At 65.5% G+C, this 26,991-nt stretch carries 26 protein-coding genes; 9 read left to right on the top strand and 17 right to left on the bottom strand.

Annotation, left to right across the window (positions count from 1 at the left end; translation table 11 throughout):
- Positions 1–447: 447 nt before the first annotated feature.
- The 6 genes from CH339_RS05525 to CH339_RS05500 form a co-directional block, all read right to left on the bottom strand.
- Positions 448–642 (bottom strand): putative motility protein, encoded by a 195-nt coding sequence (locus CH339_RS05525; protein WP_111433281.1) that lies wholly within the window; start codon positions 640–642, stop codon positions 448–450.
- Between the two features lie 221 nt (positions 643–863).
- Positions 864–1,745, bottom strand: a complete 882-nt coding sequence (locus CH339_RS05520; RefSeq protein WP_111433280.1) for a 3-hydroxybutyryl-CoA dehydrogenase — start codon at positions 1,743–1,745, stop codon at positions 864–866.
- Positions 1,746–1,937: 192 nt separating this feature from the next.
- Positions 1,938–2,882, bottom strand: coding sequence for an electron transfer flavoprotein subunit alpha/FixB family protein (locus CH339_RS05515; RefSeq protein WP_111433279.1), 945 nt, complete (start codon positions 2,880–2,882; stop codon positions 1,938–1,940).
- 133 nt (positions 2,883–3,015) lie between these two features.
- Positions 3,016–3,768: an electron transfer flavoprotein subunit beta/FixA family protein gene (locus CH339_RS05510; RefSeq protein WP_111433278.1), complete on the bottom strand. Its 753-nt coding sequence runs from the start codon at positions 3,766–3,768 to the stop codon at positions 3,016–3,018.
- 282 nt (positions 3,769–4,050) lie between these two features.
- The gene (locus tag CH339_RS05505) at positions 4,051–4,791 is read right to left on the bottom strand and encodes a rhomboid family intramembrane serine protease (RefSeq protein ID WP_306461167.1); all 741 of its coding nucleotides are present in this window, start codon (positions 4,789–4,791) and stop codon (positions 4,051–4,053) included.
- Positions 4,792–4,831: 40 nt separating this feature from the next.
- Positions 4,832–5,023 carry a twin transmembrane helix small protein gene (locus tag CH339_RS05500; RefSeq protein WP_111433277.1) on the bottom strand — a complete coding sequence of 64 codons (192 nt, stop codon included), beginning with the start codon at positions 5,021–5,023 and terminating at the stop codon, positions 4,832–4,834.
- A gap of 231 nt (positions 5,024–5,254) precedes the next feature.
- Here CH339_RS05500 and CH339_RS05495 point away from each other — a divergent pair, with 231 nt between their 5' ends.
- The 3 genes from CH339_RS05495 (at position 5,255) to CH339_RS05485 (ending at position 6,977) form a co-directional block, all read left to right on the top strand.
- Positions 5,255–5,869, top strand: a complete 615-nt coding sequence (locus tag CH339_RS05495; protein WP_170138415.1) for a papain-like cysteine protease family protein — start codon at positions 5,255–5,257, stop codon at positions 5,867–5,869.
- 12 nt (positions 5,870–5,881) lie between these two features.
- Positions 5,882–6,469 carry a hypothetical protein gene (locus tag CH339_RS05490; protein ID WP_111433275.1) on the top strand — a complete coding sequence of 196 codons (588 nt, stop codon included), beginning with the start codon at positions 5,882–5,884 and terminating at the stop codon, positions 6,467–6,469.
- Between the two features lie 127 nt (positions 6,470–6,596).
- Positions 6,597–6,977 (top strand): hypothetical protein, encoded by a 381-nt coding sequence (locus tag CH339_RS05485; protein WP_111433274.1) that lies wholly within the window; start codon positions 6,597–6,599, stop codon positions 6,975–6,977.
- Between the two features lie 15 nt (positions 6,978–6,992).
- On the opposite strand, the gene CH339_RS05480 is transcribed toward CH339_RS05485, so the two are convergent.
- The gene (locus tag CH339_RS05480) at positions 6,993–7,820 is read right to left on the bottom strand and encodes an SDR family oxidoreductase (RefSeq protein WP_111433273.1); all 828 of its coding nucleotides are present in this window, start codon (positions 7,818–7,820) and stop codon (positions 6,993–6,995) included.
- A gap of 128 nt (positions 7,821–7,948) precedes the next feature.
- Here CH339_RS05480 and CH339_RS05475 point away from each other — a divergent pair, with 128 nt between their 5' ends.
- Positions 7,949–8,527: a TetR/AcrR family transcriptional regulator gene (locus CH339_RS05475; protein ID WP_111433272.1), complete on the top strand. Its 579-nt coding sequence runs from the start codon at positions 7,949–7,951 to the stop codon at positions 8,525–8,527.
- A gap of 28 nt (positions 8,528–8,555) precedes the next feature.
- Here the strand turns inward: CH339_RS05475 and CH339_RS05470 are convergent, their stop codons facing one another.
- On the bottom strand, positions 8,556–9,218 hold the full coding sequence (locus tag CH339_RS05470; RefSeq protein WP_111433271.1) for a hypothetical protein: 663 nt from the start codon (positions 9,216–9,218) through the stop codon (positions 8,556–8,558).
- A 247-nt stretch (positions 9,219–9,465) separates the two neighbouring features.
- The gene (locus tag CH339_RS05465; RefSeq protein ID WP_111433302.1) at positions 9,466–10,710 is read right to left on the bottom strand and encodes a ubiquinone biosynthesis hydroxylase; all 1,245 of its coding nucleotides are present in this window, start codon (positions 10,708–10,710) and stop codon (positions 9,466–9,468) included.
- 83 nt (positions 10,711–10,793) lie between these two features.
- Between CH339_RS05465 and tesB the strand changes: the two genes are divergently transcribed.
- From tesB to CH339_RS05450, 3 genes are all read left to right on the top strand, one after another.
- Positions 10,794–11,669: an acyl-CoA thioesterase II gene (gene tesB, locus CH339_RS05460; protein WP_420825916.1), complete on the top strand. Its 876-nt coding sequence runs from the start codon at positions 10,794–10,796 to the stop codon at positions 11,667–11,669.
- A 332-nt stretch (positions 11,670–12,001) separates the two neighbouring features.
- Complete coding sequence (locus CH339_RS05455; RefSeq protein ID WP_111433269.1) at positions 12,002–12,340, top strand: P-II family nitrogen regulator; 339 nt, start codon at positions 12,002–12,004, stop codon at positions 12,338–12,340.
- Positions 12,341–12,369: 29 nt separating this feature from the next.
- Entirely contained in the window at positions 12,370–13,737 is a 1,368-nt protein-coding gene (locus tag CH339_RS05450; RefSeq protein ID WP_111433268.1) for an ammonium transporter, read from the top strand.
- A gap of 608 nt (positions 13,738–14,345) precedes the next feature.
- Here the strand turns inward: CH339_RS05450 and xth are convergent.
- The 4 genes from xth to CH339_RS05430 form a co-directional block, all read right to left on the bottom strand.
- The gene (xth, locus tag CH339_RS05445; protein WP_111433267.1) at positions 14,346–15,155 is read right to left on the bottom strand and encodes an exodeoxyribonuclease III; all 810 of its coding nucleotides are present in this window, start codon (positions 15,153–15,155) and stop codon (positions 14,346–14,348) included.
- Positions 15,156–15,474: 319 nt separating this feature from the next.
- Positions 15,475–18,927 (bottom strand): pyruvate carboxylase, encoded by a 3,453-nt coding sequence (gene pyc / locus CH339_RS05440; protein WP_111433266.1) that lies wholly within the window; start codon positions 18,925–18,927, stop codon positions 15,475–15,477.
- A 244-nt stretch (positions 18,928–19,171) separates the two neighbouring features.
- Positions 19,172–19,816 carry an acyl-homoserine-lactone synthase gene (locus CH339_RS05435; protein ID WP_111433265.1) on the bottom strand — a complete coding sequence of 215 codons (645 nt, stop codon included), beginning with the start codon at positions 19,814–19,816 and terminating at the stop codon, positions 19,172–19,174.
- A gap of 231 nt (positions 19,817–20,047) precedes the next feature.
- On the bottom strand, positions 20,048–20,770 hold the full coding sequence (locus tag CH339_RS05430) for a LuxR family transcriptional regulator (RefSeq protein WP_170138414.1): 723 nt from the start codon (positions 20,768–20,770) through the stop codon (positions 20,048–20,050).
- Positions 20,771–21,082: 312 nt separating this feature from the next.
- Between CH339_RS05430 and CH339_RS05425 the strand changes: the two genes are divergently transcribed.
- Entirely contained in the window at positions 21,083–21,421 is a 339-nt protein-coding gene (locus CH339_RS05425) for a TusE/DsrC/DsvC family sulfur relay protein (RefSeq protein WP_111433263.1), read from the top strand.
- 102 nt (positions 21,422–21,523) lie between these two features.
- Here CH339_RS05425 and CH339_RS05420 read toward each other — a convergent pair whose 3' ends face one another.
- The 3 genes from CH339_RS05420 to ggt all read right to left on the bottom strand — a co-directional run bounded on the left by CH339_RS05420 (position 21,524) and on the right by ggt (position 25,233).
- On the bottom strand, positions 21,524–21,970 hold the full coding sequence (locus tag CH339_RS05420) for a lipid-binding SYLF domain-containing protein (protein ID WP_111433262.1): 447 nt from the start codon (positions 21,968–21,970) through the stop codon (positions 21,524–21,526).
- 266 nt (positions 21,971–22,236) lie between these two features.
- Entirely contained in the window at positions 22,237–23,319 is a 1,083-nt protein-coding gene (locus CH339_RS05415; RefSeq protein WP_170138413.1) for a ChaN family lipoprotein, read from the bottom strand.
- Positions 23,320–23,427: 108 nt separating this feature from the next.
- Positions 23,428–25,233, bottom strand: coding sequence for a gamma-glutamyltransferase (ggt, locus tag CH339_RS05410; protein ID WP_111433260.1), 1,806 nt, complete (start codon positions 25,231–25,233; stop codon positions 23,428–23,430).
- Between the two features lie 85 nt (positions 25,234–25,318).
- On the opposite strand from ggt, the gene CH339_RS05405 reads away from it, so the two are divergent.
- Complete coding sequence (locus CH339_RS05405) at positions 25,319–25,654, top strand: c-type cytochrome (RefSeq protein WP_170138412.1); 336 nt, start codon at positions 25,319–25,321, stop codon at positions 25,652–25,654.
- Between the two features lie 277 nt (positions 25,655–25,931).
- On the opposite strand, the gene CH339_RS05400 is transcribed toward CH339_RS05405, so the two are convergent.
- The gene (locus CH339_RS05400; protein ID WP_111433258.1) at positions 25,932–26,903 is read right to left on the bottom strand and encodes an endonuclease/exonuclease/phosphatase family protein; all 972 of its coding nucleotides are present in this window, start codon (positions 26,901–26,903) and stop codon (positions 25,932–25,934) included.
- Positions 26,904–26,991: the final 88 nt, after the last annotated feature.

Raw genomic sequence — 26,991 nt, 5'->3', positions numbered from 1 at the left:
CTATCGCGTCTGCTTCGGTGCAACGCATATCGCAACCATTGACCTCAACCATACCCGAAACGATCATCAATGACTGTCAGCCATGTCCCCGAACACCTGTCAATCATCTCCCCGGGACAAACACTTGAAGCGGGGGCCAATGCCCCTGTCCATACGGTATGTCCGGTGATGATCTGGTCGCGCGTTGGCCCGGATCATCGACGCCGCACCAAGGCTCAAGGCCGGGGTGACGGTGGAGGGTTGAGCAGGTCCATACGCGACCAAGAGAAGCGCGAGCCTACCGCCAACGCTCAATGGATTGCCGCGTCGGCCTGATGGCCTCCTCGCAATGACGTTGAAACTGTTGATGAAACCGTCATTGCGAGCGCAGCGAAGCAATCCAGTGCGGCGCGCGTCGAAAATGCCGGGCTTGCTTTGGGAGAACGGCGGACAGTCCGGGCTTTTTGCTCAGGCGCTGACGTCGACGCTGGCGCCCATGCCGGGCGGCGGAGCGGAGGCGAGTTGCTGACCCGCTTCCACCGCCTGCTCCAGAACGTTCGCAATCGACTGGTCCGCCTCATGGGCCTGCTTCACCATGGCGGTCTGCATGGCGATCTGGGTCTGGGCCTGGGTGGTGACGGCGTAGGATGCGGCGATACTCATCGGGTCGGTCCTTTCGAGGCCCCAGTCTCGGCCGGGCGGATTAACGAAAGGTTGCCAACCGGGCTGGCTGCAACGGCACCCGGAACGACCAACGGGGAGGGTTAACGGATCGCAAAAGCGGCAATCGCGCTTATCCGCCGTATCCCATCTCTATGAATTCAAATGAACTTATCCGCCGGCACGCGACGCCGGGACGGTTGCCGTCCACTGCCGGAAACGCCTCAGCGGGTCGGCACCGGCTCCTCGCCGCGGTAGTCGTAGAAGCCGCGCTGGGTCTTGCGGCCGAGCCAGCCGGCCTCGACATATTTCACCAGCAGCGGGCACGGCCGGTACTTGGAATCGGCAAGGCCCTCATAGAGCACCTGCATGATCGACAGGCAGGTGTCGAGACCGATGAAGTCGGCGAGCTGCAGCGGGCCCATCGGGTGGTTGGCGCCGAGGCGCATGGCCGTGTCGATGGCCTCCACCGAGCCGACGCCCTCATAGAGCGTGTAGATCGCCTCGTTGATCATCGGCAACAGGATGCGGTTGACCATGAAGGCCGGGAAATCCTCGGCGACGGCCACCGTCTTGCCGACGCTTTCCACATATTTGCGGCAGTGGTCGAAGGTCTCGTCCTCGGTGGCGATGCCGCGCACCAGCTCGACCAGCTCCATCACCGGCACCGGGTTCATGAAATGAACGCCGATGAAGCGCTCCGGCCGGTCGGTGGAAGCCGCCAGCCGGGTGATGGAAATCGACGAGGTGTTGGTGCCGAGGATCGCCTCCGGCTTCAGGTGCGGGCAGAGCTTGGCGTAGATGCTGCGCTTGACGGTCTCGTTCTCCACCGCCGATTCGATGGCGATGTCGACGTCGGCGAGGTCTTCCAGCTTTTCCGTCGGCTTGATCCGATCCAGCGCCGCCTTGCGGTCCTCCTCGGAGATGTTGCCCTTGGCGACCTGGCGCGTCATGTTGCCGTTGATGGTCGCCAGCGCCGCCTGGCAGCGATCCAGCGAGACGTCGCTGAGAAGGACGTCATAGCCGGCGAGAGCGCTGACATGGGCAATCCCGTTGCCCATCTGGCCGGCGCCGATTACCCCGACCTTTTGAATATTTACGTCCATTGCTCTCTTCGGTCCCTTCGGTGATCCGCAAGCCCGCCCGCCGGTGTCGGCGCCGGGAGTATCGACGGTATTCTTGCCGCCGTTATATGAAACGGCAATGTCCGGGCCGCCGCACCGGCACGACAATTCGACGCAATTTCCGCGGCCCTGTCCATCCCTTTATCGAAGGCACGTTGTCCGTTGCCGGGACGCTCAGCCCTTGACCTTGTCGAGTTCGGCTTCCAGCTCCGGGATCACGTCGAAAAGGTCGGCGACCAGCCCGTAGTCGGCGACCTGGAAGATCGGCGCGTCCTCGTCCTTGTTGATGGCGACGATGACCTTGGAATCCTTCATGCCGGCCAGGTGCTGGATCGCACCGGAGATACCGCAGGCGATGTAGAGCTCCGGCGCCACCACCTTGCCGGTCTGGCCGACCTGCCAGTCGTTCGGCGCAAAGCCGGCATCGACCGCGGCGCGGCTGGCGCCGACGGCAGCGCCCAGCTTGTCGGCGAGCGGCGTGATCACCTTTTCGAAGTTCTCGTCGGAGCCGACGCCGCGGCCGCCCGAGACGATGATCTTGGCCGAGGTCAGTTCCGGGCGCTCCGATTCCGACAGCCGGTTGCCGACGAAGCCGGAAAGGCCCGGATCCTCCGGCACGGCGATCTCCTCGATCGCGGCAGACCCGCCCTCGCCGGCGGCCTGGAACGAGGCCGTGCGCACGGTGATGACCTTCTTGGCGTCGAGCGCCTTGACCGTCTGGATGGCGTTGCCGGCATAGATCGGCCGCTCGAAGGTGTCCGGCGCCACGACCCTGGTGATGTCGGAGACCTGCATGACGTCGAGGAGGGCCGCGACCCGCGGCAGGACGTTCTTGCCGGCGGTGGTCGCCGGGGCGACGATGGCGTCGTATCCGTCGGCAAGGCCGAGGATCAGCGCCGCGGTCGGCTCGGCAAGGCCGTTGAGGAGCACATCGCCGTTGGCGAGCAGCACCTTGGCGACGCCGGAAAGCTTGGCGGCGGCCTCGGCGGCGGGTCGGGCGTCCTTGCCGGCGACGAGGATATGGACGTCGCCGCCGAGATCGGCGGCCGCGGTCAGTGCCTTGGCGGTCTGGTCGCTGAGGCTGGCATTGTCGTGTTCGGCGACGAGCAGCGTGGTCATTGCCCTGTCTCTCCCGTTGCGGTCCAGATCATCAGCCGATTCATCTGAATCGCCTGATGATCTTGGTCTCTATTTTGCCGCGTCGGGTTGTCGAAAAACCGGATTCCGCTTTTTCGCCCGACGCTCCGGAGCGTCACAGGACGCCGGCTTCGTTCTTCAGCTTGTCGACCAGTTCGGCGACGCTCTCGACGCGGACGCCCGCCTCGCGCGCCGGCGGCTCGACGGTGCTGACCACCTCAAGGCGCGGCGCGATGTCGACGCCGTAGTCGTCCACCGTCTTCATGTCGATCGGCTTCTTCTTGGCCTTCATGATGTTCGGCAGCGAGGCGTAGCGCGGCTCGTTGAGGCGCAAATCCGTGGTCAGTACCAGCGGCATCTTCAGATTGATGGTCTGCAGGCCGCCATCGATCTCGCGGGTGACGTCCGCCGTGCCGTCGTCCTTGAACTCCAGCTTGGAGGCAAAGGTGCCCTGGGCCCAGCCGAGGAGGGCGGCGAGCATCTGGCCGGTCTGGTTGCTGTCGTCGTCGATCGCCTGCTTGCCGAGGATGACGAGACCCGGCTCCTCGGCCTCGACGATGGCCTTCAGGATCTTGGCGACGGCGAGCGGCTCGACGGGGGCATCGGTCTCCACCAGGATGCCGCGATCGGCGCCCATGGCAAGGCCGGTGCGGATGGTTTCCTGGGCCTGTTTCGGGCCGATGGAGACCAGCACGATCTCCTCGGCCTTGCCGGCTTCCCTCAGGCGGATCGCCTCCTCGACGGAAATCTCGTCGAACGGGTTCATCGACATCTTGACGTTGGCCAGATCGACGCCGGATCCGTCAGGCTTCACGCGGACCTTGACGTTGTAGTCGATCACGCGCTTGACCGGTACGAGAACCTTCATTCCCTCGAACCTCCCTTGGCGCCGGACGTCGTTTCCGGCGGCATTCCATGCAAAACTCTCAACACTGTCGCGAAACCGCGGCACCACGCTCGCTTGCGCGCTTTCGGCCCGGTTTCAACGCAAAGGCGGGGGCGACCGTAATGATGGGCAATCGGGGTGTCAACGCTCGCGCTCCGGCGCTTGCCGCAGTGCACACTGATTCGCGCAATGGGTCGCATCCAGGCGGCGACACACGCCCGGTTTGCCGCCGAAAGATTGCCCGAAACGCGTTTGTTCGGCCGCTCATCGGGCAAGGTTGCGGTCGAACAGCCGCACGCCCGGCCGGCGCATCACGACGATGAGGACGGCGCCGGCAAGGAGCCCGCCGACATGGGCCCACCAGGCGACCGGCGCGTCGCCGCCGGAAAAGGCGTTCAGCAATTGCAGGCCGATCCAGGCGCCGAGCGCCCAGGCGGCCGTGATCGGTATGGGAATCTTGTAGAAGACCAGCACCCACAGGCGCACGTTCGGATGCAGCAACAGATAGGCGGCGACGATGCCCGACGCCGCGCCCGACGCGCCGATCAGCGGCGATTCCGACTGCGGCAGCAAGAGCACATGGACGCCGGCGGCCGCTGCGGCGCAGATGAGGTAGAAGGCGAGGTAGCGGACATGGCCGAGGGCGTCCTCCACATTGTCGCCGAACACCCAGACGAACAGCATGTTGCCGGCAAGGTGCAGCCAGTCGCCGTGCAGGAAGGCGTAGGTGACGAAGGTCGCCCATTCCGGGATCTGCTCGTAGCCCGGCGGCAGCACCCGGTAGTCGGTGACGACGGCGGGGATCAACCCGTAGGAGAGCGCCGCGGCGCGGTCGGCATGAAGGACGATGCCGCTCTGGAAGACGACGAAGATGAGCGTGGTGACCGCGATCAGCGCCAGCGTCACATATTGCCGCCCGATGGAGCGCAGCGGGTTGTCGTCATAGAGCGGAATGAACATGGGCAGCGCATCCTGGCTGTGCGGCACGGACGGGGCGATGGGCATGCCCCGCACAGGCTGCCGGCATCGGTGCGGGACCGGAGCGCTATTTCTGCATGAAATAGATCGCCGCCATGACGATGACGAGCGCCACGGCCTGGAAGATGACGCGGGCGCGCATCAGCTTTTGCGAGGTGTTGGCACTGCCGCCGCGCATCATGTTGAAGAGGCCGAGGACGAGCACGAGCGCGACCGCGGCGATCGCAAACGGCACCAGATTGTAGAAGAAGGGTTCCATAGGGTCTCCGCCGGAGTTTCACCGAGGATAGGCCGGCGCCGGCGTTGTCGCAATCGCCTCGCAACATCGGTTAGGGCCAGTCGACGGGGAAATCCCTTTGACAGGCCGGGATGCGCGCTGCGCCGCACAACCGAATTGCAAATTTGTGATACACTTTATAGTTGATTGTTCCGAATATGCGCCTCATAGTCATAGCCACGATCTTCCGCACCAATGGATCGAGGTGGAACGATGGCGCGCAGTTCGGTGACGGCGGCTGACTTTACGCAGAAATTCGGTCGTCTGGCCGTCGATATCCCCGCACGGGCGAAACTGGCGGCCAAGGTCTGGGCCCATGTCGTCTGCCGGATCCTGCCGCTCAACATGCAGCACCAGCAGCAGACGAACTGGTGCTGGTCCGCGGTCGGCACGTCGGTGGGCCTGTTCTTCCAGACCGGAAGCTGGACCCAGTGCGACACCGCCAATGGCTGCCTCGGCTACAGCAATTGCTGCAACAACCCGGTGCCGGGGCCGTGCAATGTCTACGGCTATCTCGACAAGTCCCTGACCTACACCAAATCCTTCGCGAGCATGGTCTCCGGCACGGCGACCGCGTCGACGATCGAGAGCCAGCTCAACACCGGCGTCCCGGTCTGCGTCCGCGTCGCCTGGACCGGCGGCGGCGCCCACTTCCTGTCGATCACCGGCTACTCCTACCCCGATGGCGACCCGACCAAGGTGACGATCTACCTGGAAGATTCCATCTACGGAAAGACGTCCATGCCGCTCACCGACTTCCCCGCGCAATATCATGGCGGCGGGACGTGGACCCACACCTACTACACCAAACCGACCCTTAGCAGCTGAGCTGGACCCGAGATGCCCATCCGATTCGCACAGGACAGCCCCAAAAACGCCGGCGCCGCGGTCGAGGAGTTTCTCGCCGAACGCGACACGTCGATGGCGACCAGCCTCGAGCAACGGTTCGCCGCCGGCGGAACCGTCGTCAGCAATGCCATCCGGGTCTGGTATCCGGACCTGGAGGCGCTCGCCGGCGGCGCGCCGCTCGCCGAAAGCCGGCCGGGCAACTGGCGGCATCTGGTCGGCGACGCGCAGACGATGCGCGCCGAAGCCGAACTCGCCGCCGACGGCGGCGCGGCAAGGGTGGTCGCCTTTCACGAGGGACCGCGGGCCGGCGCCATGGCCGCCGGGCTCACCCGCGCCCTCGATCTCGATGCGGTGCAGAAGGGCGACTACGAGGCCCGGCTGCTGGAAGCGCCCGGGGTCCATTTCACCGCCCTGTGGCTGCACGGCGACGACGACATCTTCATTCCGATCGAGCCCAACCTGACGGAGTTGAAGAACGGCAAGCCGCACAGCGAGGACGAGGTGCGCGAAGTGCTGGCCAAGCGGGCGGCCGAAGTCCTCGAGACCCAGCAGGCAATGCCGGGCCCGTCCGGCGGCTAGGCGTTTATTTTAACAGGTAGGTTTTCGAAAACCGGTTCCCGCTTCCCGGGAGCCGGCTCTGGACCGCTTCGCGCTTTTTGCCGAAGCGCTTTCAGGCATTCGTGCCGGCAAACGAAAGGGACACGACATGGCGTCAAAGACGATCCTGCTGCAGAGCATTCCGAAAAACTGGTACATGGCCTGGAACATCAATACCCAGGCCGCCTTCAACATCTGCGTGACCCTGAAGGACGACTCCAAGACCTATGTGGACAACCAGTGCAACGCGTCCCAGTCCTTCATGCCGCCGCTGTCGACCGGCTACCAGCAGGTGGTCGGCAGCAACATGCAGCTCCAAATCACCATCGCCAGCTCCGACACCATCAAGACGGTGCTGCAGCCCTACAGCGTTCCCTCCGATACCGGGGCGATCATCGGCCAGGGCTACAACCTGCTCCTGGAAGACTCCAACGACGACGACTACAACGACCTCTACGCCTCGATCATCGCCTGGAAGGCCTCCGGCTGAGGCACCGGGATCGCCTCAGACCACGCGCACCAGGAAGGCATCGAACAGCCGCGTCGGCAGGATGCGGCGCAGGAACGCCATCAGGTGCGTCGGGAAGGTGACGTAGTAGTGCGGCTTCGGGCTGGGGCTTTCCAGCGCCTTCTTCAGCTTGGCGACGACCGCCTCCGGCGGCAGTTCGAAGCGCGTGTCGCCGCCCTCGTCGAACTGCTTCAGCCGAAACGCGTAGTAGTCGCTGTGGGCGGAGTTCTCCAGGTCGATATTGGCGACGAAGGCGCGCTTTGAGTGCTCGGTGAACCTGGTTGCGATCGGCCCCGGCTCGATCGACACCACATGGATGCCCGAGCCGCGCAGCTCCTGGCGCATGACGTCGGTGAGGCCCTCAAGGGCGAACTTTGAGGCCACATAGGCGCCGCGGTAGCGCATCGCGACCAACCCCAGAACCGATGAGCACTGGACGATCCGCCCGCCCCCCGCCGCCCGCATGGCGGGGATGATGCGGCAGGTGAGGTCGTGCCAGCCGAAGAAATTCGCCTCCATCTGCGCCCTCAGCGCCGCCACCGGCACGTCCTCCACCGCGCCGGGCTGGCCGTAGGCGCCGTTGTTGAAGAGCGCGTCGAGCCTGCCGTCGCAGCGCGCCAGCACCTCCCCGGCAAGGGCCTCGATGGAGTCGGGCCTGGTGTAGTCGAGATAGAACGCCTCCAGCCCCTCGTCCTTGAGCCGGGCGAGGTCCGCGTCCTTGCGCGCAGTGGCGAAAACCCGCCAGCCTTCGCTATGAAGGATCCGCGCCGCCGCGGCGCCGATTCCCGAGGAACAGCCGGTGATCAGGATGGTGCGTCTGGTCATGGCCGGACCGTATCCCCGGCGTTGCGGCGTTGCCACCCACAATTTGGCATTTTGGCGGCAAAGGGAACAATGGCACCCCCCCGGCGTTGGAAGCCTGACTTAATCGACGAGCCCTGGATAAATTGGATATGGCCCGAAAAACCGCCGCCGACAAACGCAACCGCCTGGTCGAGGCAGCCGCCAAGCTGTTCTGGACCAAAGGGTACGCGGGCGCCAGCCTTGCCGACATCGCCACCGAGGCGGACGTGCCGCTCGGCAATGTCTATTACTATTTCAAGAGCAAGGCGGCGCTTGCCCGTGCCGTTGCCGACATGTTCGTGGACGACGTGGAACGCAAGCTCGACGAGATCGAGGGAACCGGCGCACCGGCCACGGCGCGGTTGTCGGCGATCCTCGGGGTGATGGCGCAAGGCAGCGAGGACTACGACAAGCACGGCTGCCAGATCGCGGCGGCGATCCGGGACTTTTCCGCATTCGACAAGGATACGGCCCGCCGCGCCGGCGAAGCCTTCGAGATGCTGGAGCGCCGCCTGCAGGAGACGCTCGTCGACACCGGCGTTGCCACCGACGTGGCGCGCCGGCGGGCCGAGCGCACCGTGACGGAGTGGCAAGGCGCCATCGTCACGGCACAGGGAACGCGCGATGCGGACCGGCTCCACCGCGCCTTCCGGGACATGGCCGACGACCTCGGATGCCTGGCACCATAAGAAGCCTGGAAAACGCCGCGCTTCGCCCTCAGCCGATCGCTTTGGTGAAGAAGACCGTCACTTCCTTGTTGTTGACGTGAAGCCGGCTCGGGCCGCGGCTTTCGAAGCGTTCATCCATTTCCTTGTTGATGAACTTGGTCAGCCGGTCGAGGATTTCCTCGTTGATCAGCACGGGGCGGAATTTCTTCACGAACGCGGCAAGGATCGCCGAGATCCCCTCATCCTGCAGGCAGGTGCCGATCGTTATGTTCTGGGAATTGGTGAAGGCGAGGGTGTTGTAGCGCTTGGCCACGGCCGCCGGCAGATCTGTGCCGATCTCGTGGGTGGCGAAATTCATCAGGCCGTGCACGAAGAAGGTGATCCAGCTCTTGGAGGCGTCCTGGGTCTGTAATTTGAAGCTCGACAGGATCGGCTGGCGCAAATGTTCCGTCAGCAGGCTGTGGGCCAGCTTTCGCGGGTTGAAGATCGGATAGTCGGTTTCGATCGACGAATAACAGCGCGCGTTCGATTCGTAGTACCGACCCATCTCCCGTGACATCTTCACAAGATATTTCTGCATCAACGCATCGAGATCGGTCTTGCCGAAACTGGCGCCGTCTTCGCACTCCTCCTTCAGGAACTTGAAGACATTCAGCGCTTCGGAGATCCCCAGGGTCACGCAGTGATGCGGACCCGGCAGCTGGCGGCCCATCTTTTTTCTCTCTGCATGCTATCCGATTAACCAAAACTACGGCGAAACTCTAAATAAATCATTTCGACACATCGTAATATTCGGATTGCTATGCTTCGTATGATTGCCGGGAACCTGGACAAATAAATACCGCGACGGGATGTTACGTGCAGGCACGGTCATGCGGCTGCCCGCTGTGCGCCCGGTCCGGTCACAACAGGTCATCGAGGGCTGACGGGATATCCGGGCCGGCCGGCGTGGCGGAGCCTCAGAGCGCCTCGCCGCGCAGGAGCCGGGGCACGTTACCGGCCATGCCGGCGGCCTCGCCGATGAACGCCTTCTTCAGGCCCGGAAGCCGGTCGACGACACCGAGGCCGAAATCCCGGACCGCGCGAATGAGGTCGTTGTCATTGGAGAACAGCCGGTTGAGCACGTCGGTGACGACGCCCATCTGCCAGGTGTCGAAGCGGCGCCAGCTCTGGTAGCGCTCCAGCACCTCCATCGAGCCGACATCGAGGCCGAGACGGTGGGTTTCCACGACGATCTCGGCGAGCGCGGCGATGTCGCGAAAGCCGAGATTGAGGCCCTGGCCGGAGATCGGATGGATGCCGTGGGCGGCGTCGCCGGCAAGCGCCAGGCGCGGCGCGATGAAGCTGTGGGCAAGGGTCAGGCCGAGCGGATAGGCCTGGCGCGGCCCGTCGAGGCGCAGCTTGCCGAGGTGGCGGCCGAAGCGGCGCTCCAGTTCCAGCTCGAAGGTGAAGTCGTCGCCGGCAACGAGCCGCTCCGCCTCGCCGCGCTTTTCCGTCCAGACAAGGGACGAGCGGTCGCCTTTCAGGGGCAGGATGGCAAACGGTCCTGAGGGCAGGAAATGCTCCTCCGCGCGGCCGTGGTGGGGCCGCTCGTGGGCGACGGTGGTGACGATGCCGGACTGGCCGTAGTCCCATTTGACGGTGCGGATATTGGCAAGGTCGCGCAGCCGCGAGCGCACCCCGTCGGCGGCGACCAGCAGGCGCGCGGTGCGCTCACTGCCGTCCTTGAGGCGGATGGTGACGTGCTCGTCGCCGGTGGAGAAATCGTCGACCGGGGCCGGCGCCAGCAGTTCCACGCCGGCTTTTTCGGCGGCACCCAGAAGCGCTTTTACGAGAATCCGGTTGTGCAGCATGTGGGCGAAGGGCTCGCCGGGCGCCAGGTCGCCCTCGAAGGTGAGGTAGACCGGGCGCACCATGTCGCGCAGGCGGCTGTCGGTGACGATCATGTCGGTGATCGGCTGCGCCTCGTCGCGGATGTCGCGCCAGACGCCGAGGGTGTCGAACAGCCGGCAGGCGGCGGCGGCGAAGGCGGAGGCCCGTTCGTCCTTATCGAACGCTGCGGGCGGGCGCGCATCGGCAACGGCAACGGCAAGGCCGGGTGCGGCCTTCTTCAGCGCCACGGCAAGCGACAGGCCAACATAGCCGCCGCCGGCGATGAAAACGTCGAGATCCCCGGTCCCTGCGGTCGTCCCTGCTGTCGGCATCCTGCCCTCTCCCTTGGTGGCGCGGCGGCTTGACTTTGCGCGGCCAAACACGGCTAGTCTGGCTCCGCCCGCCCTGTCAAAACATAGTCCGGACCGCCGCCATGTCGACCGCCGTCGAAACGCTTCTGTCGATACTCGATCTTGAGCGCATCGAACACAACCTGTTCCGTGGCATGAGCCCGCAGGTCGGCTGGCAGCGCGTTTTCGGCGGACAGGTCGTCGGCCAGGCGCTGGTCGCCGCATCGCGCACCGTCGTCGGCCGGCCGGTGCATTCCATGCACGGCTATTTCCTGAGGCCCGGCGATCCGACCGTCCCGATCGTCTACGAGGTCGACCGCATCCGCGACGGCCGCTCCTTCACCACCAGGCGCGTGGTCGCCGTCCAGCACGGCAAGGCGATCTTTTCCATGGGGGCGTCGTTCCAGGTCCGCGAGGAGGGGCTCGACCACCATGTCGCCATGCCCGACGTGCCGATGCCGGAAGAGCTGCCGGGCGAGGCGGAGATGCGCGACTATTTCCTGGAAAACGCGCCGGAGAATGTGCGTCTTTACTGGGAGCGCGAGCGGCCGCTGGAGCTGCGGCCCGTCAATCTCGCCCACTACCACAGCCGCGAGAAGTTCCCGCCGGCCCAGCATGTGTGGATCCGCGCCACCGGAGCCCTGCCGGACGACCAGGACATCCACGACTGCGTGCTCGGCTACGCCTCGGACATGACGCTGCTCGATACGGCCCTGTTCGCCCACGGCCGGTCCGTGTTCGACAAGGACCTGCAGCCGGCGAGCCTCGACCATGCGATCTGGTTCCACCGGCCGTTCCGGGCCGACGACTGGCTGCTCTATGCCCAGGACGGGCCGAACACGTCGGCCGGGCGCGGCCTCGGGCGCGGGCTGGTGTTCACGCGCGACGGCACGCTGGTCGCCAGCGTCGTCCAGGAAGGCCTCTTGCGGATCACCCGCTGACATCCGACATGGTGAGCGATTCGGATTTGTGCGTTGGCGCACGAATTCGCATCTTCCTTGTGCATTTTTCCGTTTTTGCATGATTTTTGAGCAGTGTATCCACGCTGGATACGCGCAATTTTGCGTCAGTTCTTAACAGACCGTTGATTCTTGGCGGTTTTTCCCCTTTGGCACACGGCTTGAAAGTAGCCGCGCGGTCGCGACCGGAATCGGAGGCTGCAAACCCTTCCGGTCGACCCCAGTAAACGGAGCCCGGTCATTGCGGCCGGTCTCAAGGCAACGAAGTCCGTCGTGAGAGTCGACGGCGGGCAAAGCGAGCGGGAGAGCCGCACATGAAAATCGTTATGGCCATCATCAAGCCGTTCAAGCTCGAGGAGGTGCGCAATGCACTGACGAGCATCGGCATCGAGGGGCTCACCGTCACCGAGGTCAAGGGCTACGGGCGTCAGAAGGGCCACACGGAGATCTACCGTGGCGCGGAATACGCGGTGAACTTCCTTCCGAAACTGAAGATCGAAGTCGCCGTTCCGGCCGACCGCGCCGATGCGGCGGTCGACGCGATCGTCGGCGCTGCCAAGACCGGCCAGATCGGTGACGGCAAGATCTTTGTCGTTGATCTCGTCAAGGCCGTCCGCATCCGGACGGGCGAAGCGGACGCAGCCGCGCTGTAAGCGTCGCGTATCATATCCAGGAGACAGCCATGAAACCCCTTTCTATCCTCTCCACTGTGACGGCGCTTACGGCGCTGGCGGCATTTGCCGACCCGGCGCTGGCCCAGGACGCGGCCGCGACCACGGCCGAGGCCGCACCCGCCGGTTCCGGCACGCTTTCCGCCGAAGCCCAATACATCTTCAACACCTTCCTGTTCCTGTCCATGGGCTTCCTGGTGATGTGGATGGCCGCCGGCTTCGCGATGCTCGAGGCCGGTCTCGTCCGCTCCAAGAACGTCTCGATGCAGCTTCTGAAGAACATCGCGCTCTATGCGATCGCCGGCATCATGTACTGGGTCGTCGGCTACGCGCTGATGTACACCGACGTTGCCGCCAATGGCGGCTGGTTCGGCACCCCCGGACCCTATAGCTGGCCGGCGGCCGGCGCGGGCTCGACCGCCGACGGCGGCTATTCGGTGCCGTCCGACTGGTTCTTCCAGATGGTGTTCTGCGCCACCACCGCCTCGATCGTCTCCGGCACGCTCGCCGAGCGCATCAAGCTGTGGCCGTTCCTGATCTTCACTGTCCTCCTGACCGGCATCATCTATCCGCTCGCCGGTTCTTGGAAGTGGGGCGCGGGCTGGCTCCAGGACATGGGCTTCCAGGACTTCGCCGGTTCGACCCTCGTGCACTCGGTCGGCGGCTGGGCCGCTCTCGCCGGTGCCCTCATCCTCGGCGCCCGTTCCGGCAAGTACGGCACGAACGGCGAAGTGAACGCCCTTCCGGGTTCGTCCATGCCGCTCGCCACGCTCGGTACCTTCATCCTGTGGCTCGGCTGGTTCGGCTTTAACGGCGGCTCGCAGCTCGCTCTCGGCACCGCCTCGGACGCTGCCGACGTGTCGCGCATCTTCGCCAACACCAACCTGGCCGCGGCCGGCGGTGTCGTCGTCGCGATCATCCTGACCCAGATCCTCTACGGTAAGGTCGACATCACCATGGCCCTCAACGGCGCCCTGGCCGGCCTCGTCTCGATCACCGCCGAACCGCTGACCCCGAGCCCGCTGATGGCGATCATCATCGGTGGTGTCGGTGCCGTCATCGTCGTCTTCGCCGTGCCGCTGCTCGACAAGCTGAAGATCGACGACGTGGTCGGCGCCATCCCGGTCCACCTCCTGGCCGGTATCTGGGGCACGATCGCGGTTCCGATCACCAACGGCGACGCCAGCTTCGCCGTCCAGGCCATCGGCATCGTCGCCTACGGCGTGTTCGCCTTCGTCGTCTCGCTCGTCGCCTGGGTCATCCTGAAGATGGTCATCGGCATCCGCGTCTCGGCCGAGGAAGAATATGCCGGCCTCGACAAGGCGGAAATCGGCGTCGAAGCCTATCCGGAATTCGGCACGGGCAGCCAGCGCGTCTGACGCCCAGCCGAAACCGACACCAGACAGGCGCCGGGGGATCCGTCCCCCGGCGTTTTTTTGTGCTCTCGTGAGCCCCCTTCCGACGCGGCTCGCGCGGCGGGCCATAGCCGCCGGACGCATCTATCGGAGCCGATGCCCGGCGCGGCCCGCATCGCCTCGCCTCGCCTCAGAACGGGACCGGCGAACTGCCTCGATACCGAGGTCGAAAAACAGGCAGCTGCCCACGCGGAAAGCAGAATGCCGTCACTGGGCCGCCGACAGCACGCGACGTAGAATGCGAGCAATTCCGAGTTTACCCGCGTTTTCAGGTATTTCGGTGCATTCGACGCGGTTGGCACGGAACTTGTGAGTAGAAATCCGAGGTACCAGGATTCCCGGCAGGTTTGCCGAAGAATCCGGCAGTTGTTTGCGTGACCACCCGGATTGCCGGTGGCATCGCCCCGGAGACCGCCCGGATCCCTGGCGGTCAAAGTTCATCTCTCCCAAGCCGTGACCGCTCTGTCGGTGGGCTTCATAACTACCCGGACCGTTTCGCACGGTCCGGGCTTTTTTCTTGGCGTTCGAAAAAATTCTCGCGGCGCAGAAATCCGCGCGGTTGCGAAAACGCTCTACCCTTCGAAGCGGGCGATCACCGGCACGTGGTCGGACGGCTTTTCCCAGCCTCTGGCATCGGCCACCACCCGCATGTCGCGGTAGGACGGGGCGAGGGCGGGCGTTGCCCAGACATGGTCGAGCCGGCGGCCGCGATTGGAGGTCTGCCAGTCGCGCGCACGGTAGCTCCACCAGGTGTAGAGCTTTTCCGTCTCCGGCACGGTCCGGCGCATGACGTCGACCCAGCCGCCGGAGACCTGGACCGCCTTCAGGAGGTCGGTCTCCACCGGGGTATGGCTGACGACCTTCAGGAGCTGCTTGTGGGACCAGACGTCTTCTTCCAGGGGCGCGACGTTGAGGTCGCCGACGAGGATCGCCGGTCGGGCGGTCTCGTCCCCCGTCAGCCAGTCCTTCATCTCGGCAAGGAAGTCGAGCTTGTGGGCGAACTTGTCGTTGACCTTGGGGTCCGGCTCGTCGCCACCGGAGGGGACATAGAAATTGTGGATGACCACGTCCGCGCCGGCAAAGGGGAGTGTCACGGCGAGATGGCGGGCATCGCCCTTTTCGCAGAAATCGCGCGTATCGACGGCACTGAGCGGACGCTTCGAGAGCACGGCGACGCCGTGATAGCCCTTCTGGCCCTTCATGGCGATGTGCTCGTAGCCGAGCTGGCGAAAGCCTTTTTCCGGAAAGGCGGCGTCCGGACACTTGGTCTCCTGCAGGCAGAGCACGTCGGGCGCCTCTTCCGTCAGCAGGCGTTCGACGAGACCGGCGCGCAGGCGCACGGAGTTGATGTTCCAGGTGGCAACCTTGAGGGCGTCGGTCATGGCGCGTCGTTTCCGGGAAAGAGAATCGTCGGTAGGGCGTTCCCCTTGATAGGGGATCGCGGACAAAAACGCATCAGGGGCGGGACGCGGAATCGAAAGCGCCCAGCCCCGGGGGGAGGCTGGGCGCCTGCGCAATGATGGCGCATGGCGCTGGGAGGGAATTCCAGCGCCGAAAGGGAAACCGTCCCCGGCGAGACGGGGGGCTTACCGAAGGAACGGACGGACCCTTTCTTGCCGTGAAGTTGGTGCGGGCGAAACCGCCGTCAAGCCTTGCGCGATGCCGTGCAGCCCGCGCGGCACTCAACTAAATGTGACCGCATCACTCGGCGGCGGCCTCGAATACGATCAGCAGGTCCTTGGCATCGATCTGCATGCCGGGCTGGACGACGACCTCTGCGACGGTGCCCTCGCGGTCCGCGTGGAGCGCGGTTTCCATCTTCATCGCCTCGATCGACAGCAGCATGTCGCCGCTCTCCACCGCCTGGCCGACCTTGACGTTGACGGTCGAGACAACGCCCGGCATCGGGGCGGCCACATGGTCGGCATTGCCCGGCTCGGCCTTGCGGCGGACGGCGGCGTCGCCGGCGCCATGGGCGCGGTCCGGCACCTTGACGTTGCGCGGCTGGCCGTTCATCTCGAAGAACACCCGCACCTGGCCCTCATCGTCGACATCGCCGATCGCCTGGCAGCGGATGACCAGGGTCTTGCCGCGCTCCAGGTCGACGAAGATCTCCTCGCCAGCAGGCAGGCCGTAGAAATAGACCGGCGTCGGCAGCACCGTCACCGGGCCGTAGAGCGCTTCGGCCTTGGCGAACTCGGTGAAGACCTTGGGGTACATCAGGTAGGAGGCGAGTTCGTTGTCGGTGAGCTCGCGCCCGACCGCCTCTTCCGCCTCCTTGCGCACGGCATCGAGGTCGGAGGGCTTCAAGAGCGAGCCCGGGCGCACCGTCACCGGCTCGGTCGCCTTCAGCACCTTCTTCTGCAGCGCCGGCGGCCAGCCGCCGGTCGGCTGGCCGAGATCGCCGTGCATGAGCTGCACCACGGATTCCGGGAACGCCACGTCGCGCTTCGGGTCCATCACGTCGTCGACGGTGAGGTCCTGGGAGACCATCATCAGCGCCATGTCGCCGACGACCTTGGAGGTCGGCGTCACCTTGACGATATCGCCGAACATGTCGTTGACGTCGGCATAGGTCTGGGCGACGTCGTGCCATTTGCGCTCAAGGCCGAGGGAGCGGGCTTGTTCCTTCAGGTTGGTGAACTGGCCGCCGGGCATTTCGTGCAAATAGACCTCCGAGGCGCCGGAGCGCAGGTCCGGCTCGAAGGCCGTGTACTGCTTGCGCACGCCTTCCCAGTAGAACGAGATCTCGCGGATCTTCGACGCATCGAGGCCGGGATCGCGCGGGCCGCCGCGCAGCGCCTCGACGATGGAGCCGAGGCAGGGCTGGGAGGTCATGCCGGAGAGCGCGTCCATCGCCCCGTCGACCGCATCGACGCCGGCATCGATGGCGGCGAGCACCGTTGCCGCGGAAATGCCCGAGGTATCGTGGGTGTGGAAATGAATCGGCAGGTCGGTCGCCTCGCGCAGCGCCTTGACGAGGACGGTGGCGGCGGCCGGCTTGAGGAGGCCCGCCATGTCCTTGATGCCGATGATGTGGGCTCCGGCATCCTCCAGCTCGCGGGCAAGGCCGACATAGTATTTCAGGTCGTACTTGGCCCGGTCGGGGTCGAGGATGTCGCCGGTGTAGCACATGGCGCCCTCGCACAGCATGCCGGCCTCGCAGACGGCATCCATGGAAACGCGCATGTTCTCCACCCAGTTGAGGCAGTCGAAGACGCGGAAGAGGTCGACGCCGGACTTCGCGGCGCGGTCGACGAAATAGCGCACCACATTGTCGGGATAGTTGGTGTAGCCGACGCCGTTGGAGCCGCGCAGCAGCATCTGCAGAAGGAGGTTCGGCACCCGCTCGCGCAGGGACGCCAGCCGCTCCCAGGGGTCTTCGGTGAGGAACCGCATGGCGACGTCGAACGTCGCCCCGCCCCAGCATTCCAGCGACAGCAGTTCCGGCAGGCCGTGGGCGTAGGTCTCGGCGATGCCGGTGATGTCGTGGCTGCGCATGCGGGTGGCGAGCAGCGACTGGTGGGCGTCGCGCATGGTGGTGTCGGTGACGAGCACCTTCTCTTCACCCCGCATCCATTTCGCGAAGGCTTCCGGCCCTTCGGCATCGAGCCGCTGCTTGGTGCCGGCCGGCGGCGTTCCGGTCGGCTTCGGCATGTCGGGTCGGCGCGCCTCGGCCGGCGGCAGCGGCCGGTCGCGGGTCTCCGGATGGCCGTTGACGGTGACGTCGGCGATGTAGGTGAGGAGCTTGGTCGCCCGGTCGCGGCGCGAGACCTGGGAGAACAGCGCCGGCGTCTCGTCGATGAAGCGGGTGGTGTAGTCCGCGTTCTGGAATTGCGGGTGGGAGATGACGTTTTCCAGGAACGTCAGATTGGTGGCGACACCGCGGATGCGGAATTCGCGCAAGGCCCGGTCCATGCGGGCGATCGCCTCTTGCGGCGTCGGCGCCCAGGCGGTGACCTTTTCCAGCAGCGGGTCGTAGAACCGGGTGATGACGGCGCCGGAATAGGCGGTGCCGCCGTCGAGCCGGATGCCGAAACCGGTGGCGCCGCGATAGGCGGTGATGCGACCGTAGTCGGGAATAAAGTTCTGCTCGGGATCCTCGGTGGTGATCCGGCATTGCAGGGCGTGGCCGTGCAGTTCGATATCGGCCTGCGCCGGGACGCCGGAATCGGGCGTTCCGATGACCGCGCCGTCGGCGATCTTGAGCTGCGCCTTGACGATGTCGATACCGGTGACCTCCTCGGTCACGGTATGCTCGACCTGGACCCGCGGATTGACCTCGATGAAGTAGAAGGCGCCGGTGTCGGCGTCCATCAGGAACTCCACCGTGCCGGCGCCGACATAGCCGGCCTCGCGGCCGATGGCGAGCGCATAACCGGTCAGTTCCGCGCGGCGAGTGTCGTCGAGATAGGGGGCCGGCGCGCGCTCGACCACTTTCTGGTGGCGCCGCTGCACGGTGCAGTCGCGCTCGTTGAGGTGGACGATGTTGCCGTGGCTGTCGCCGAGGAGCTGCACCTCCACATGGCGGGCCTTCTCCACCAGCTTTTCCAGATAGACCTCGTCGCGGCCGAAGGCGGCCTTGGCCTCGCGCTTGGCGGCGATGGTCTCCCGTTCCAGGTCCGCCTCGCCCCGGATCACCCGCATGCCGCGGCCACCGCCGCCCCAGGACGCCTTCAGCATCAGCGGATAGCCGATCTCCCCGGCGACCCGTTTCGCGTCCGAAACGTCATCGGAGAGCGGGTCGCTCGCCGGCATCACCGGGACGCCGGCGGCGATCGCCAGATTGCGGGCGGCGATCTTGTCGCCGAGCCGGCGCATGGTGTCCGGCGTCGGGCCGACGAAGACGATGCCGGCCTCGGCGCAGGCCTCGGCGAAATCGGGGCTCTCGGACAGGAAGCCGTAGCCGGGATGGATGGCGTCGGCGCCGGATTCCCGGGCGACGCGGATGACTTCCGGGATCGACAGATAGGCCTCGATGGGGCCCATGCCCTGGCCGATGCGATAGGCCTCGTCGGCCTTGAACCGGTGCAGCGCCAGCTTGTCCTCGTCGGCATAGACGGCGACGGTCTTCAGCCCCAGCTCATTGGCGGCGCGAAACACGCGGATGGCGATTTCGGACCGGTTGGCGACAAGCAGCTTCTGGATCGGCATTCGGCAATATCCTCATTCTCCCGGCCGCGGCAGGCGCAGGTCAAACGGCCGGCGCGACAACGACAGGGAGGAGATATCGTCTCGTCGCGGGCCATCCCGAAAACTTCGTACCTGCCGAGTCGTACACGCAGGCCGCCTGGATGAAAAGAGCGACGGCGCTCCCGGTGGCGCGCGAAATGCTGCAACGCGAAAACGGCGCGGACGGGATCCGCGCCGTTTGCTTCAACCATGAAGGCCGAAACCGTCAGTGCTGCAGGCGCAGCTCGCCGACGGGCATTTCCTCGCGGTCCGGCTCCAGCACGCTGTGCGGGATACCGACGACGCTGCGGGTGGTCTCCAGGGTCTTGTCGCTGAAGGTCATCTTCACCGCGACCACCGGGCCGTCGTCGATGACTTCCGGCAGGCCGAGCGGGTCGACGTCGAAGCCGAGCTGCAAGAAGCCGGAGATCCAGACCGGATCGCTCTCGCCGGTGCATTCGGTGATGCCGCGCGGCAGGCAGTATTCCAGGACGCCGAGGATCAGCTCCGCCCCGACGCGGCTCGGCTGGCCGCCGTCGCGCCAGGCCTTGGCAACGCAGTGGCGGCCCCATTCGATGATGTGCGGTCCGCGCGGGATCGGGCCCCTTTCGCAGAGCCAGGGATAGACATCGGTCAGGAGATGCGGGCCGACGGTCGGGAGCAGGCGGGCGCAGCCGGCCGCCTCGCCGTTGCGGAACGCTGCGATATGAACCGCGCTTTCCGTATCGAACTGGTCGATCTCGCGGCCGTCCGGCTTCCAGAGATCCTTCCAGCCCCGCTCGTCGACGAAGACCTGATGCCGGAGCCGGTAAATTTTTTCCAGCTCGTCCCGGTAGAAATGGGCCTTATGACCCTCGATTACGCATGCCATGTGTACGCCCCCGTTAAGGTGGCGTTAACTATGACCGGCGCGTTAAGGTTAACAAGCCCCTAATTTTCCGTATTGGCAAAACTGCGCAGACGGCCGCTCACGGCGCCCTGCAGGTCCAGGTTGTCCGGGGGTTTTTGGCGAAACCGGCCGCGGCCGGGATGTGTGTTGCCGGCCTGCCCGCGGCCCTGGAATTGGGCGGAAATCGGGCGAAGCGCGAGCCTGCGGCGAGGCCTAGTGCAGGAAGCCGCGGCGGAAGCCTTCGGCCACGGCCTGGGTCCGGTTGACCGCGCCGAGCTTGCGTCCGAGCGAGCCGAGATACCAGTCCACCGTGTGCTGGGAGATGTTGAGGATCTTGGAAATTTCCCAGCTCGTCTTGCCCGCCGACGTCCATTTCAGGCACTCCAGCTCGCGCGGCGTCAGGCGCACCGACGGCAGCTCGACGCGGTTGCGCATCAGGAGTTCGCGGATCTGGTTGTGGACGTAGATGGAAATGAGGTGCAGCGCGCCGCGGTGGCGCTCCGAAAGGTCGACGTCGGGGGCGCCGAGGGAGACGCCGGCCTGGAAGCCGTCGGCACCATGGATCGGCACGCAGAAGCCGTCGCCGAGGCCGTGCTCGTGGGCCTCGTTCATGATCTTGGTGCCGAGTTCGTTGGTGGTGCGGTCGTTCAGCGTATCGCGCCAGACGAAGGGCTGGGCACTGGAGCGCAGCCTTTTGACGACCGGATCCTCGCCGACATAGTTCTCCTGCATGTAGCGCTCGAACCACGACAGCGGCAGGCCGGAGGCCATGTGATAATCGTCGAGCCGCTCGCCCGGCAGGGGCACGCCGGCGATCAGATAGGACTTGAAACCGAAGGCGGTGATGGTCCTGGCGAACTGATCGCGCACATCGTCGATCGACGTCTTTTTCTTGACGTCCTCGACAAAACTCATGGCCAGGTCTAGTTCGTTCATCGTTTTTTGCATGGCTGGATTCGGATTATCAGGCGCCTACAATGGGCCCACCGCCTTAACGAGCGGTTAAATCCTGCGTGCAAATACCGACCCCGGGCTTCCAGGTGACTGATTTAAAATCGGAATCTACTGTATAAGCCGTTGGGAAATTATTTTCCGGTATCACGGCGCCCGGGCCACGCTTTTTGCTCTTTTCGTCGTCCTTTCGAATATTATAATATGAATATGTATTTGCGGCGGCAGCGCGTGCCGGCGGCACGGGACGCCGCCGGGCGCGCCTGTCGGGCCGTGCTTTCAGGGAGAAAACGACCGATGTCCTTGACGTTCAACGGAACTGAGATCGCAACCAATGCCAGCGGATATCTGGAACACCAGGACGACTGGTCGAAGGAGCTCGCCGTGCACATGGCGGAGGCGGAAAACATCACGCTGACCGAGCGCCACTGGGACGTGATCGACTTTCTGCGCGGCGAATATTTCAACAACAACCAGACCCAGCCGAACACCCGCGCCATCGTCAAGGCGATGTCCGACAAGTGGGGGGAGAAGGTCGGCCAGAAGGATCTCTACGATCTCTTCCCGCTCGACCCGTCCAAGCAGGGCGGCCGCATCGCCGGGTTGCCGGAAAGCCGGCGCAAGGGCGGCTACTGAGCCTCACGCCACCGGTCTTTGCCACAAAGAAACGGGCCGCCCGTGGCGGCCCGCATTGTCCTTTCCATTCCGGCGACCGGCAGTCCTGCCGGATCGCGCGCCTTACCGCAGCGAGATCTGCACGCCGGACGTCGCCAGCGAGGCCTCGATGCCGGCCTGCTTGCCGTGCAGGAAGATCTCCACGCCGTTGGAGTTCTTCAGGCGCATCTCGCCCTCGCCGCCGCCGGCGGTCATGGAGCTTTCGATCGCCGTATAGATGCCCTCGATGTCGCTGACGCGGCGCAGATTGTAGACGTCACCGACCAGGTCGGCCTCGGCGGCGCCGATGGTCAGGCCGACGCTCATGCCGGCGACACTGAGCGGATACTGCTGGCCGCGATAGGACAGAACGCCGTTGCCGCCGGAGGCGCCGACGATGAAGCCGACCTTGCCGACGCGCAGCGTGATGGAGGCGTCCTGGGCCTTCGCCTGGTCGGGAAGGAAGGCGGCGGCGGCAATCGTCATCATGAGCGCAGCAACAACGGTGCGCAGCCCGAAAAAGGTGGTCATTGGAAAGTCCTCTCGTCCGAATTCGCGAAATCCCTCGAGCGTTTCATGCGATTACGGAATCGCCAGAAACACTCTATTTCTTGTTTTGACGCGTATTCTGGCCCGAAAACCGGTTCCCACTTTTCGCTGACGCGGACCTTCGGTTCGGGAATACGCTCTAACCGCCCGTCGGGACGGCGGCGCACAGCTTGGAGCCGAATGGCGGCGTTTTCGCGTCAACCGCACGGGTTTCTGGATGCGCCGGCGTTAAAACGCCCGGTAACGGGCTATTGTTCCGTGTCCTCAACCACGGCGTCGCCTTTTTCCTGCGCCTTCTCCTCGGACTGACGCTCTTCCTGGCGCTTGCGGAAGCGCTCGCGCAATTGCGCGCAATGGTCGACGAGGGTCGCCCGGGGGGTGAACCAGACGAAATCGTAGATCGGGCGGTCGGTTCCGACCCCGTCCGCTTCGGCGTCCAGATAGTCGGTGACAGCAGGCTTGTCGGCCATCGCCTCGATGAAGGCAAGGCTCCTGACGCGCAGCTTCGGCGCCCTTTTGGCCAGGTACCACGGCACCGCCCAGTCGCGGCGGACGTGGCCGGCGCCGGCAATCAACACCGAGCCGAGCTGCTCCGCCGATTCCAGGAGCACCGTGTCGGCCATCACCGCATCGCGCAGGCGCTGGACGCCGAGCATCGGCCTGAGCGCCTCCTTCGGCATCATCCCGCAATGGCCGGCATGGAGGGTTTCCAATAGCCCCTCTTCCGCCGCCGGCTCCAGCGGACGGTCCATCATCAGCCGTTCGCGGTCGCCGGGCGAGACCGCCTTGATCCCCTTTTGACCGACCTGGCGCTGCAGGTCGCGGGCGACGTCACCAGCCTTGATCGGCAGGTTGGCAGCGAGCGCCACCTCGGCAATCGGCTGGTAGATTTTCCAGTCGGGCCAGCCGCGCTCGTTCCATTCCAGCACCTTGCCGAGATCGGCCGGATTGCGGCGCGAGCGCTTCAGATACGCGGCAAGCGTTCCGGCAAGATCCTGCGGGACCATCTCGAACACCACCGCCGGCCGGCCGCCGCGGTCGAGGAGCTGGCGGATGGCCCAGGCCTGAAGGCTATGGTGGTCGGGATTGTCGTGGATCTCGCCAAGCAGCACGGAATTTGCGCCGGCAAGGCTGTCGACCAACTCCTTTGCGCTCACCTCGCGGTTTTCCCGCAGCGACCAGATCCGGCCGACCAGCGGGTGATCGACATTGTGGATGCTCTGCCAGCCGCCCGGCGGCACCTCGGCAAAACCGGTTCCCGGAAGCAGAAACAGACCGGCAAGGGCGCATGCGAGAAGGCCGCCCCGCCTGAGGCTCGATCCTTTGGTCACGTCGATCCTTTCAAAGGCAGGAAAATAACGAGGTATGCGTATACAAGATAGGTTGCGATGCGCCCCCCGGCCATGGACCGCTGGTCGCACGACCGCTGGTGGTGCGCCTCAATAGCCGACGGTCGCCGCGCCGCGGCGACGGGGATCGGAGGCGCCGGTCAGCATACCCGGCCGGACCCGGATCGACTGGGTCGAGCCCATCGTTGTTTTCGTAACGACGTCATGGCCACGCTCGGCGAGAAGCCGGAGGGTGTCCGGGCTGAAGCCCTCCTCCACCCGCAATTCGTCCGGCAGCCACTGGTGATGCATGCGCGGCGCCAGCGTCGCCTCGGCGATGTTCATGCCGTGGTCGACGACGTTGAGGACGATCTGCAGCACCGTGGTGATGATGCGGCTGCCGCCGGGCGACCCGGTGACCAGCACCAGCGTGCCGTCGCGGAACACCATGGTCGGGCTCATGGAGGAGAGCGGACGCTTTCGCGGCGCCACCGCATTGGCCTCGCCGCCGATCAGGCCGTAGGCGTTGGCAATACCGGGCTTTGCGGAAAAGTCGTCGAGCTCGTTGTTGAGGAGAATGCCGGTGCCAGGGGCGACGATGCCGACGCCGTAGGAGAAATTGAGGGTGTAGGTGTTGGCAACGGCATTGCCGTCGGCATCGACGACGGAGAAATGCGTCGTCTCGGCGCTCTCATAGGGCGCCGGATCGCCGGGCTTGATTTCCACGGCCGGCCGCGCCCGGTCCTTGTCGATGGTCTTCCTCAACGCGTCCGCATAGGCCGTTGCCGTCAGCGCCTTGACCGGCACCGCCACATGGTCCGGATCGCCGAGGAATTCGGAGCGGTCGGCATAGGCGAGCTTCATCGCCTCGGCCATCTCGTGCATGGTCTCGGCGCTGCCGAAGCCGGAGGCGGCCAGCGGAAAGCCCTCCAGGATGTTGAGGATCTGGACGATATGGACGCCGCCGGAGGAGGGCGGCGGCATGGAGACGACGTCGAAGCCGCGATAGGTGCCGCGGACGGGCTCGCGCTCCTTGACCTCATAGGCGGCAAGGTCGTCCTCGGTCATTGCGCCGCCGGCCTCGGAAACGGCCCTGGCAATCGCGGCCGCGACCGGGCCCTTGTAGAAGCCGTCGGGGCCTTTGTCGGCAATGAGCGCAAGGCTGTCGGCAAGGTCCTTTTGCACCAGCGTATCGCCGACGCCGTAGGGGGCACCGCTCGGCTTGTAGAATATCCTGGCGGCGTCCGGGTCTTTCTTCAGCCGGAGCATGGCAAGGCCAAGCGACCAGGCGAGGTCGTCGGAGACCGCCATGCCGTCCCGCGCCAGCGCCTCGGCCGGCGCGATCAGCTCGGCAAGGGTGAACTTGCCGCTGCCATAGGTTTTTTGGGCGTGGGCAAGGCCGGCAACGGTGCCGGGCACGCCGACGGCAAGGCCGGAATAGCGCGACTTGTCGCTATCGGCGTTGCCGTCCTTATCGAGGAACATGTCGCGGAACGCCGCTTCCGGCGCCATTTCGCGGTAGTCGATGGCGACCGTCTTGCCGGTGCCCTGGCCGTCCTTCGGAGCCAGATGCACGATCATGAAGCCACCGCCGCCGAGATTGCCGGCCCGCGGCAGGGTGACGGCAAGGGCGAAGCCGACGGCGACCGCGGCATCGACGGCGTTACCGCCCTTTTGCAGGATTTCGAGGCCGATCCGGCTCGCCCGTTCTTCCTGACTTGCCACCATGCCGTGGTTTGCCGCAACGGGGTGGACCCGGTCGTTGCCGGAGAGGATCGCCGGCTGGGCGGCGACGGGCCGAAATCCGAGGGTCGCCGGGACGAGGGCGAGGCTCGCGGCGACGGCGGCGTTGAGGAGGGTTCGCCCCGCCTTCCGGCGCTCGCCGGTCGGGTGTGCCCGAAATTTGCACAATGTCATGTTGATCCTCCGCTTCGCCGCGGCCCATAGTAGACCGTTGCACATGTTCGAATACGATTCGTCGCCCTTTAATTGGAGACCGCCGATGGCCCGTCGATCCGCTCCGCTTCTGACCGCCGCCGTCCTTGCCGGCCTTTTCGCTGCGTCCGGCCCGGCGCTCGGCCAGGGAACGGGCGACCCCGCGGCGGGCGAGAGGATCGCCCGGACCTGGTGCGCCAACTGCCATGTGGCCTCGGCCGACCAGACGACCGCGAGCCCGGACGTTCCCACCTTCAAGAGCCTGGCGGAGCGCGAGGACGTGACCGCGGACGGGCTCTCCGTCTTCCTCGTCACGCCGCATCCGCCGATGCCGGACATGCACCTGACCCGCGACGAGATCGCCGACGTCATCGCCTATATCATGAGCCTTGCCGACAAATAGGAAAGAGCTGGAAAGCAGGTTTCCGTCGCGGGGCGGGCCAAGAGCGAGCGCCCTACCGCAGTCAGAAACGTCGGTATATGCGGTCTTGCGCCTGCCGTGCACCTCGTTCTGCGTCATTGCCGGGCTTGACCCGGCAATCCATAGGGCTTTTGAGATCAATTAGTTAGGTCGTTTTCTGCCGAGGGGCATCATGGACCACCGGATCAAGTCCGGTGGTGACGCGGAGTTTGTTGACCGGCACGTAATGATCTCAGGCTGGATAGAAGGGAAGAAACAATCACTCCACAAACCGGGCGACGACCGGCGCGTGGTGGGATTCCGGCGTCCGGCGTCCGGTTGCCTGGGCGACCAGCTCGTCGGTCAGCGTCTCGTTGTGGATCTCCACCCCGTCGAAGCGGCCGAGCAGGGCCCGGCTGATCAGCACGTGGTCGAGCATCAGGGGCCGGCCGTGGTGCAGCACGGTGTAGCGCCGGTCGCCGGAGACGCTGCGCTCCACCGGGGTCAGCGATCGGCCGGCAAGATCGCCGTTGCCGGTGTCGTCCTCGCCGGCAATGGCGATGCGCAGCGGGGTTTCCAGCGCATCCGCGTTGAAGTCGCCGACGGCGGCGATGAGGGCGTCGTCATTGGCATCGAAGATGGCATCGATGGCGAGCCGCAGTTCCACCGCCTGGCCGAGGCGCTTGACGGCGGCGAGCGCGAAGCCTTCGGCCCAGGCATCGCTGCGCGCCCAGGAGGTCGCCGACAGCTTACCGCCGGGGATCGGGGCGGCGAGCGGGGCGCGCAGATGCACGTTGAAAAGGTGCAGGGAGCGGCCGTCCGGCAGGGCGATCTCCGCCTCAAGCATCGGCCGGTCCCACATCACCGGTCCGGCCGTCTCGTCGGGCGGGACGGCCGTGCGGCGGCGCCAGGTCGGCGGATCGAGGAGGTCGTGGTGGAGGGCGCGGGCCGAAGCGATCGGATGGCGCGACAGCACGACGAGGTTGTGGACATCGGCCGCGCCGCTGGAAAGATCGCCGCTGGAGACCCGGTGGAAGCCGGCGCAGTCGAGGCCGGCAACGAGATCGTCCAGCGCATCGAGCCGGCGCGGGCCGCCGCCATGGGGCCGCTGGCCGTTGACTTCCTGGAAGCAGAGGATGTCGGCGCGCAGCCGTTCGATCTGCGGCTTCAGAACGTCAATGCGCGCCGCGACGTCGGGATCGCCGGCCCGTTCGCCGCCGAAGGATTCCAGGTTGAAGGTGGCAAGGCGCATCGCCGCCGGGCTCCCGAACCCCGCCGAAGATCCTCAGCCCGTCCAGCATAAGCCGACGGTCGACGCCTGTCAGCCGCGCCCGATGGGC

The sequence above is a fragment of the Rhodobium orientis genome (assembly GCF_003258835.1).
Lineage (GTDB): Bacteria > Pseudomonadota > Alphaproteobacteria > Rhizobiales > Rhodobiaceae > Rhodobium > Rhodobium orientis.
This window is presented reverse-complemented; position numbering and strand designations above follow the sequence as displayed.

Excerpts from the sequence above, each read along its gene's own strand:
- CH339_RS05425 (WP_111433263.1), top strand. The coding sequence starts at position 21,083 with ATGTCCTTGACGTTCAACGGAACTGAGATCGCAACCAATGCCAGCGGA.
- CH339_RS05485 (WP_111433274.1), top strand. The coding sequence starts at position 6,597 with ATGGCGTCAAAGACGATCCTGCTGCAGAGCATTCCGAAAAACTGGTAC.
- CH339_RS05455 (WP_111433269.1), top strand. The coding sequence starts at position 12,002 with ATGAAAATCGTTATGGCCATCATCAAGCCGTTCAAGCTCGAGGAGGTG.
- CH339_RS05480 (WP_111433273.1), bottom strand. The coding sequence starts at position 7,820 with ATGACCAGACGCACCATCCTGATCACCGGCTGTTCCTCGGGAATCGGC.
- CH339_RS05405 (WP_170138412.1), top strand. The coding sequence starts at position 25,319 with ATGGCCCGTCGATCCGCTCCGCTTCTGACCGCCGCCGTCCTTGCCGGC.
- CH339_RS05430 (WP_170138414.1), bottom strand. The coding sequence starts at position 20,770 with ATGAACGAACTAGACCTGGCCATGAGTTTTGTCGAGGACGTCAAGAAA.
- CH339_RS05505 (WP_306461167.1), bottom strand. The coding sequence starts at position 4,791 with ATGCCCATCGCCCCGTCCGTGCCGCACAGCCAGGATGCGCTGCCCATG.
- CH339_RS05420 (WP_111433262.1), bottom strand. The coding sequence starts at position 21,970 with ATGACCACCTTTTTCGGGCTGCGCACCGTTGTTGCTGCGCTCATGATG.
- CH339_RS05510 (WP_111433278.1), bottom strand. The coding sequence starts at position 3,768 with ATGAAGGTTCTCGTACCGGTCAAGCGCGTGATCGACTACAACGTCAAG.
- pyc (WP_111433266.1), bottom strand. The coding sequence starts at position 18,927 with ATGCCGATCCAGAAGCTGCTTGTCGCCAACCGGTCCGAAATCGCCATC.
- CH339_RS05465 (WP_111433302.1), bottom strand. The coding sequence starts at position 10,710 with ATGCCGACAGCAGGGACGACCGCAGGGACCGGGGATCTCGACGTTTTC.
- CH339_RS05515 (WP_111433279.1), bottom strand. The coding sequence starts at position 2,882 with ATGACCACGCTGCTCGTCGCCGAACACGACAATGCCAGCCTCAGCGAC.
- xth (WP_111433267.1), bottom strand. The coding sequence starts at position 15,155 with ATGACCGACGCCCTCAAGGTTGCCACCTGGAACATCAACTCCGTGCGC.
- CH339_RS05450 (WP_111433268.1), top strand. The coding sequence starts at position 12,370 with ATGAAACCCCTTTCTATCCTCTCCACTGTGACGGCGCTTACGGCGCTG.
- CH339_RS05435 (WP_111433265.1), bottom strand. The coding sequence starts at position 19,816 with ATGGCATGCGTAATCGAGGGTCATAAGGCCCATTTCTACCGGGACGAG.
- CH339_RS05520 (WP_111433280.1), bottom strand. The coding sequence starts at position 1,745 with ATGGACGTAAATATTCAAAAGGTCGGGGTAATCGGCGCCGGCCAGATG.
- ggt (WP_111433260.1), bottom strand. The coding sequence starts at position 25,233 with ATGACATTGTGCAAATTTCGGGCACACCCGACCGGCGAGCGCCGGAAG.
- CH339_RS05470 (WP_111433271.1), bottom strand. The coding sequence starts at position 9,218 with ATGGGCCGCCAGCTGCCGGGTCCGCATCACTGCGTGACCCTGGGGATC.
- CH339_RS05490 (WP_111433275.1), top strand. The coding sequence starts at position 5,882 with ATGCCCATCCGATTCGCACAGGACAGCCCCAAAAACGCCGGCGCCGCG.
- CH339_RS05495 (WP_170138415.1), top strand. The coding sequence starts at position 5,255 with ATGGCGCGCAGTTCGGTGACGGCGGCTGACTTTACGCAGAAATTCGGT.
- CH339_RS05400 (WP_111433258.1), bottom strand. The coding sequence starts at position 26,903 with ATGCGCCTTGCCACCTTCAACCTGGAATCCTTCGGCGGCGAACGGGCC.
- CH339_RS05500 (WP_111433277.1), bottom strand. The coding sequence starts at position 5,023 with ATGGAACCCTTCTTCTACAATCTGGTGCCGTTTGCGATCGCCGCGGTC.
- CH339_RS05525 (WP_111433281.1), bottom strand. The coding sequence starts at position 642 with ATGAGTATCGCCGCATCCTACGCCGTCACCACCCAGGCCCAGACCCAG.
- CH339_RS05475 (WP_111433272.1), top strand. The coding sequence starts at position 7,949 with ATGGCCCGAAAAACCGCCGCCGACAAACGCAACCGCCTGGTCGAGGCA.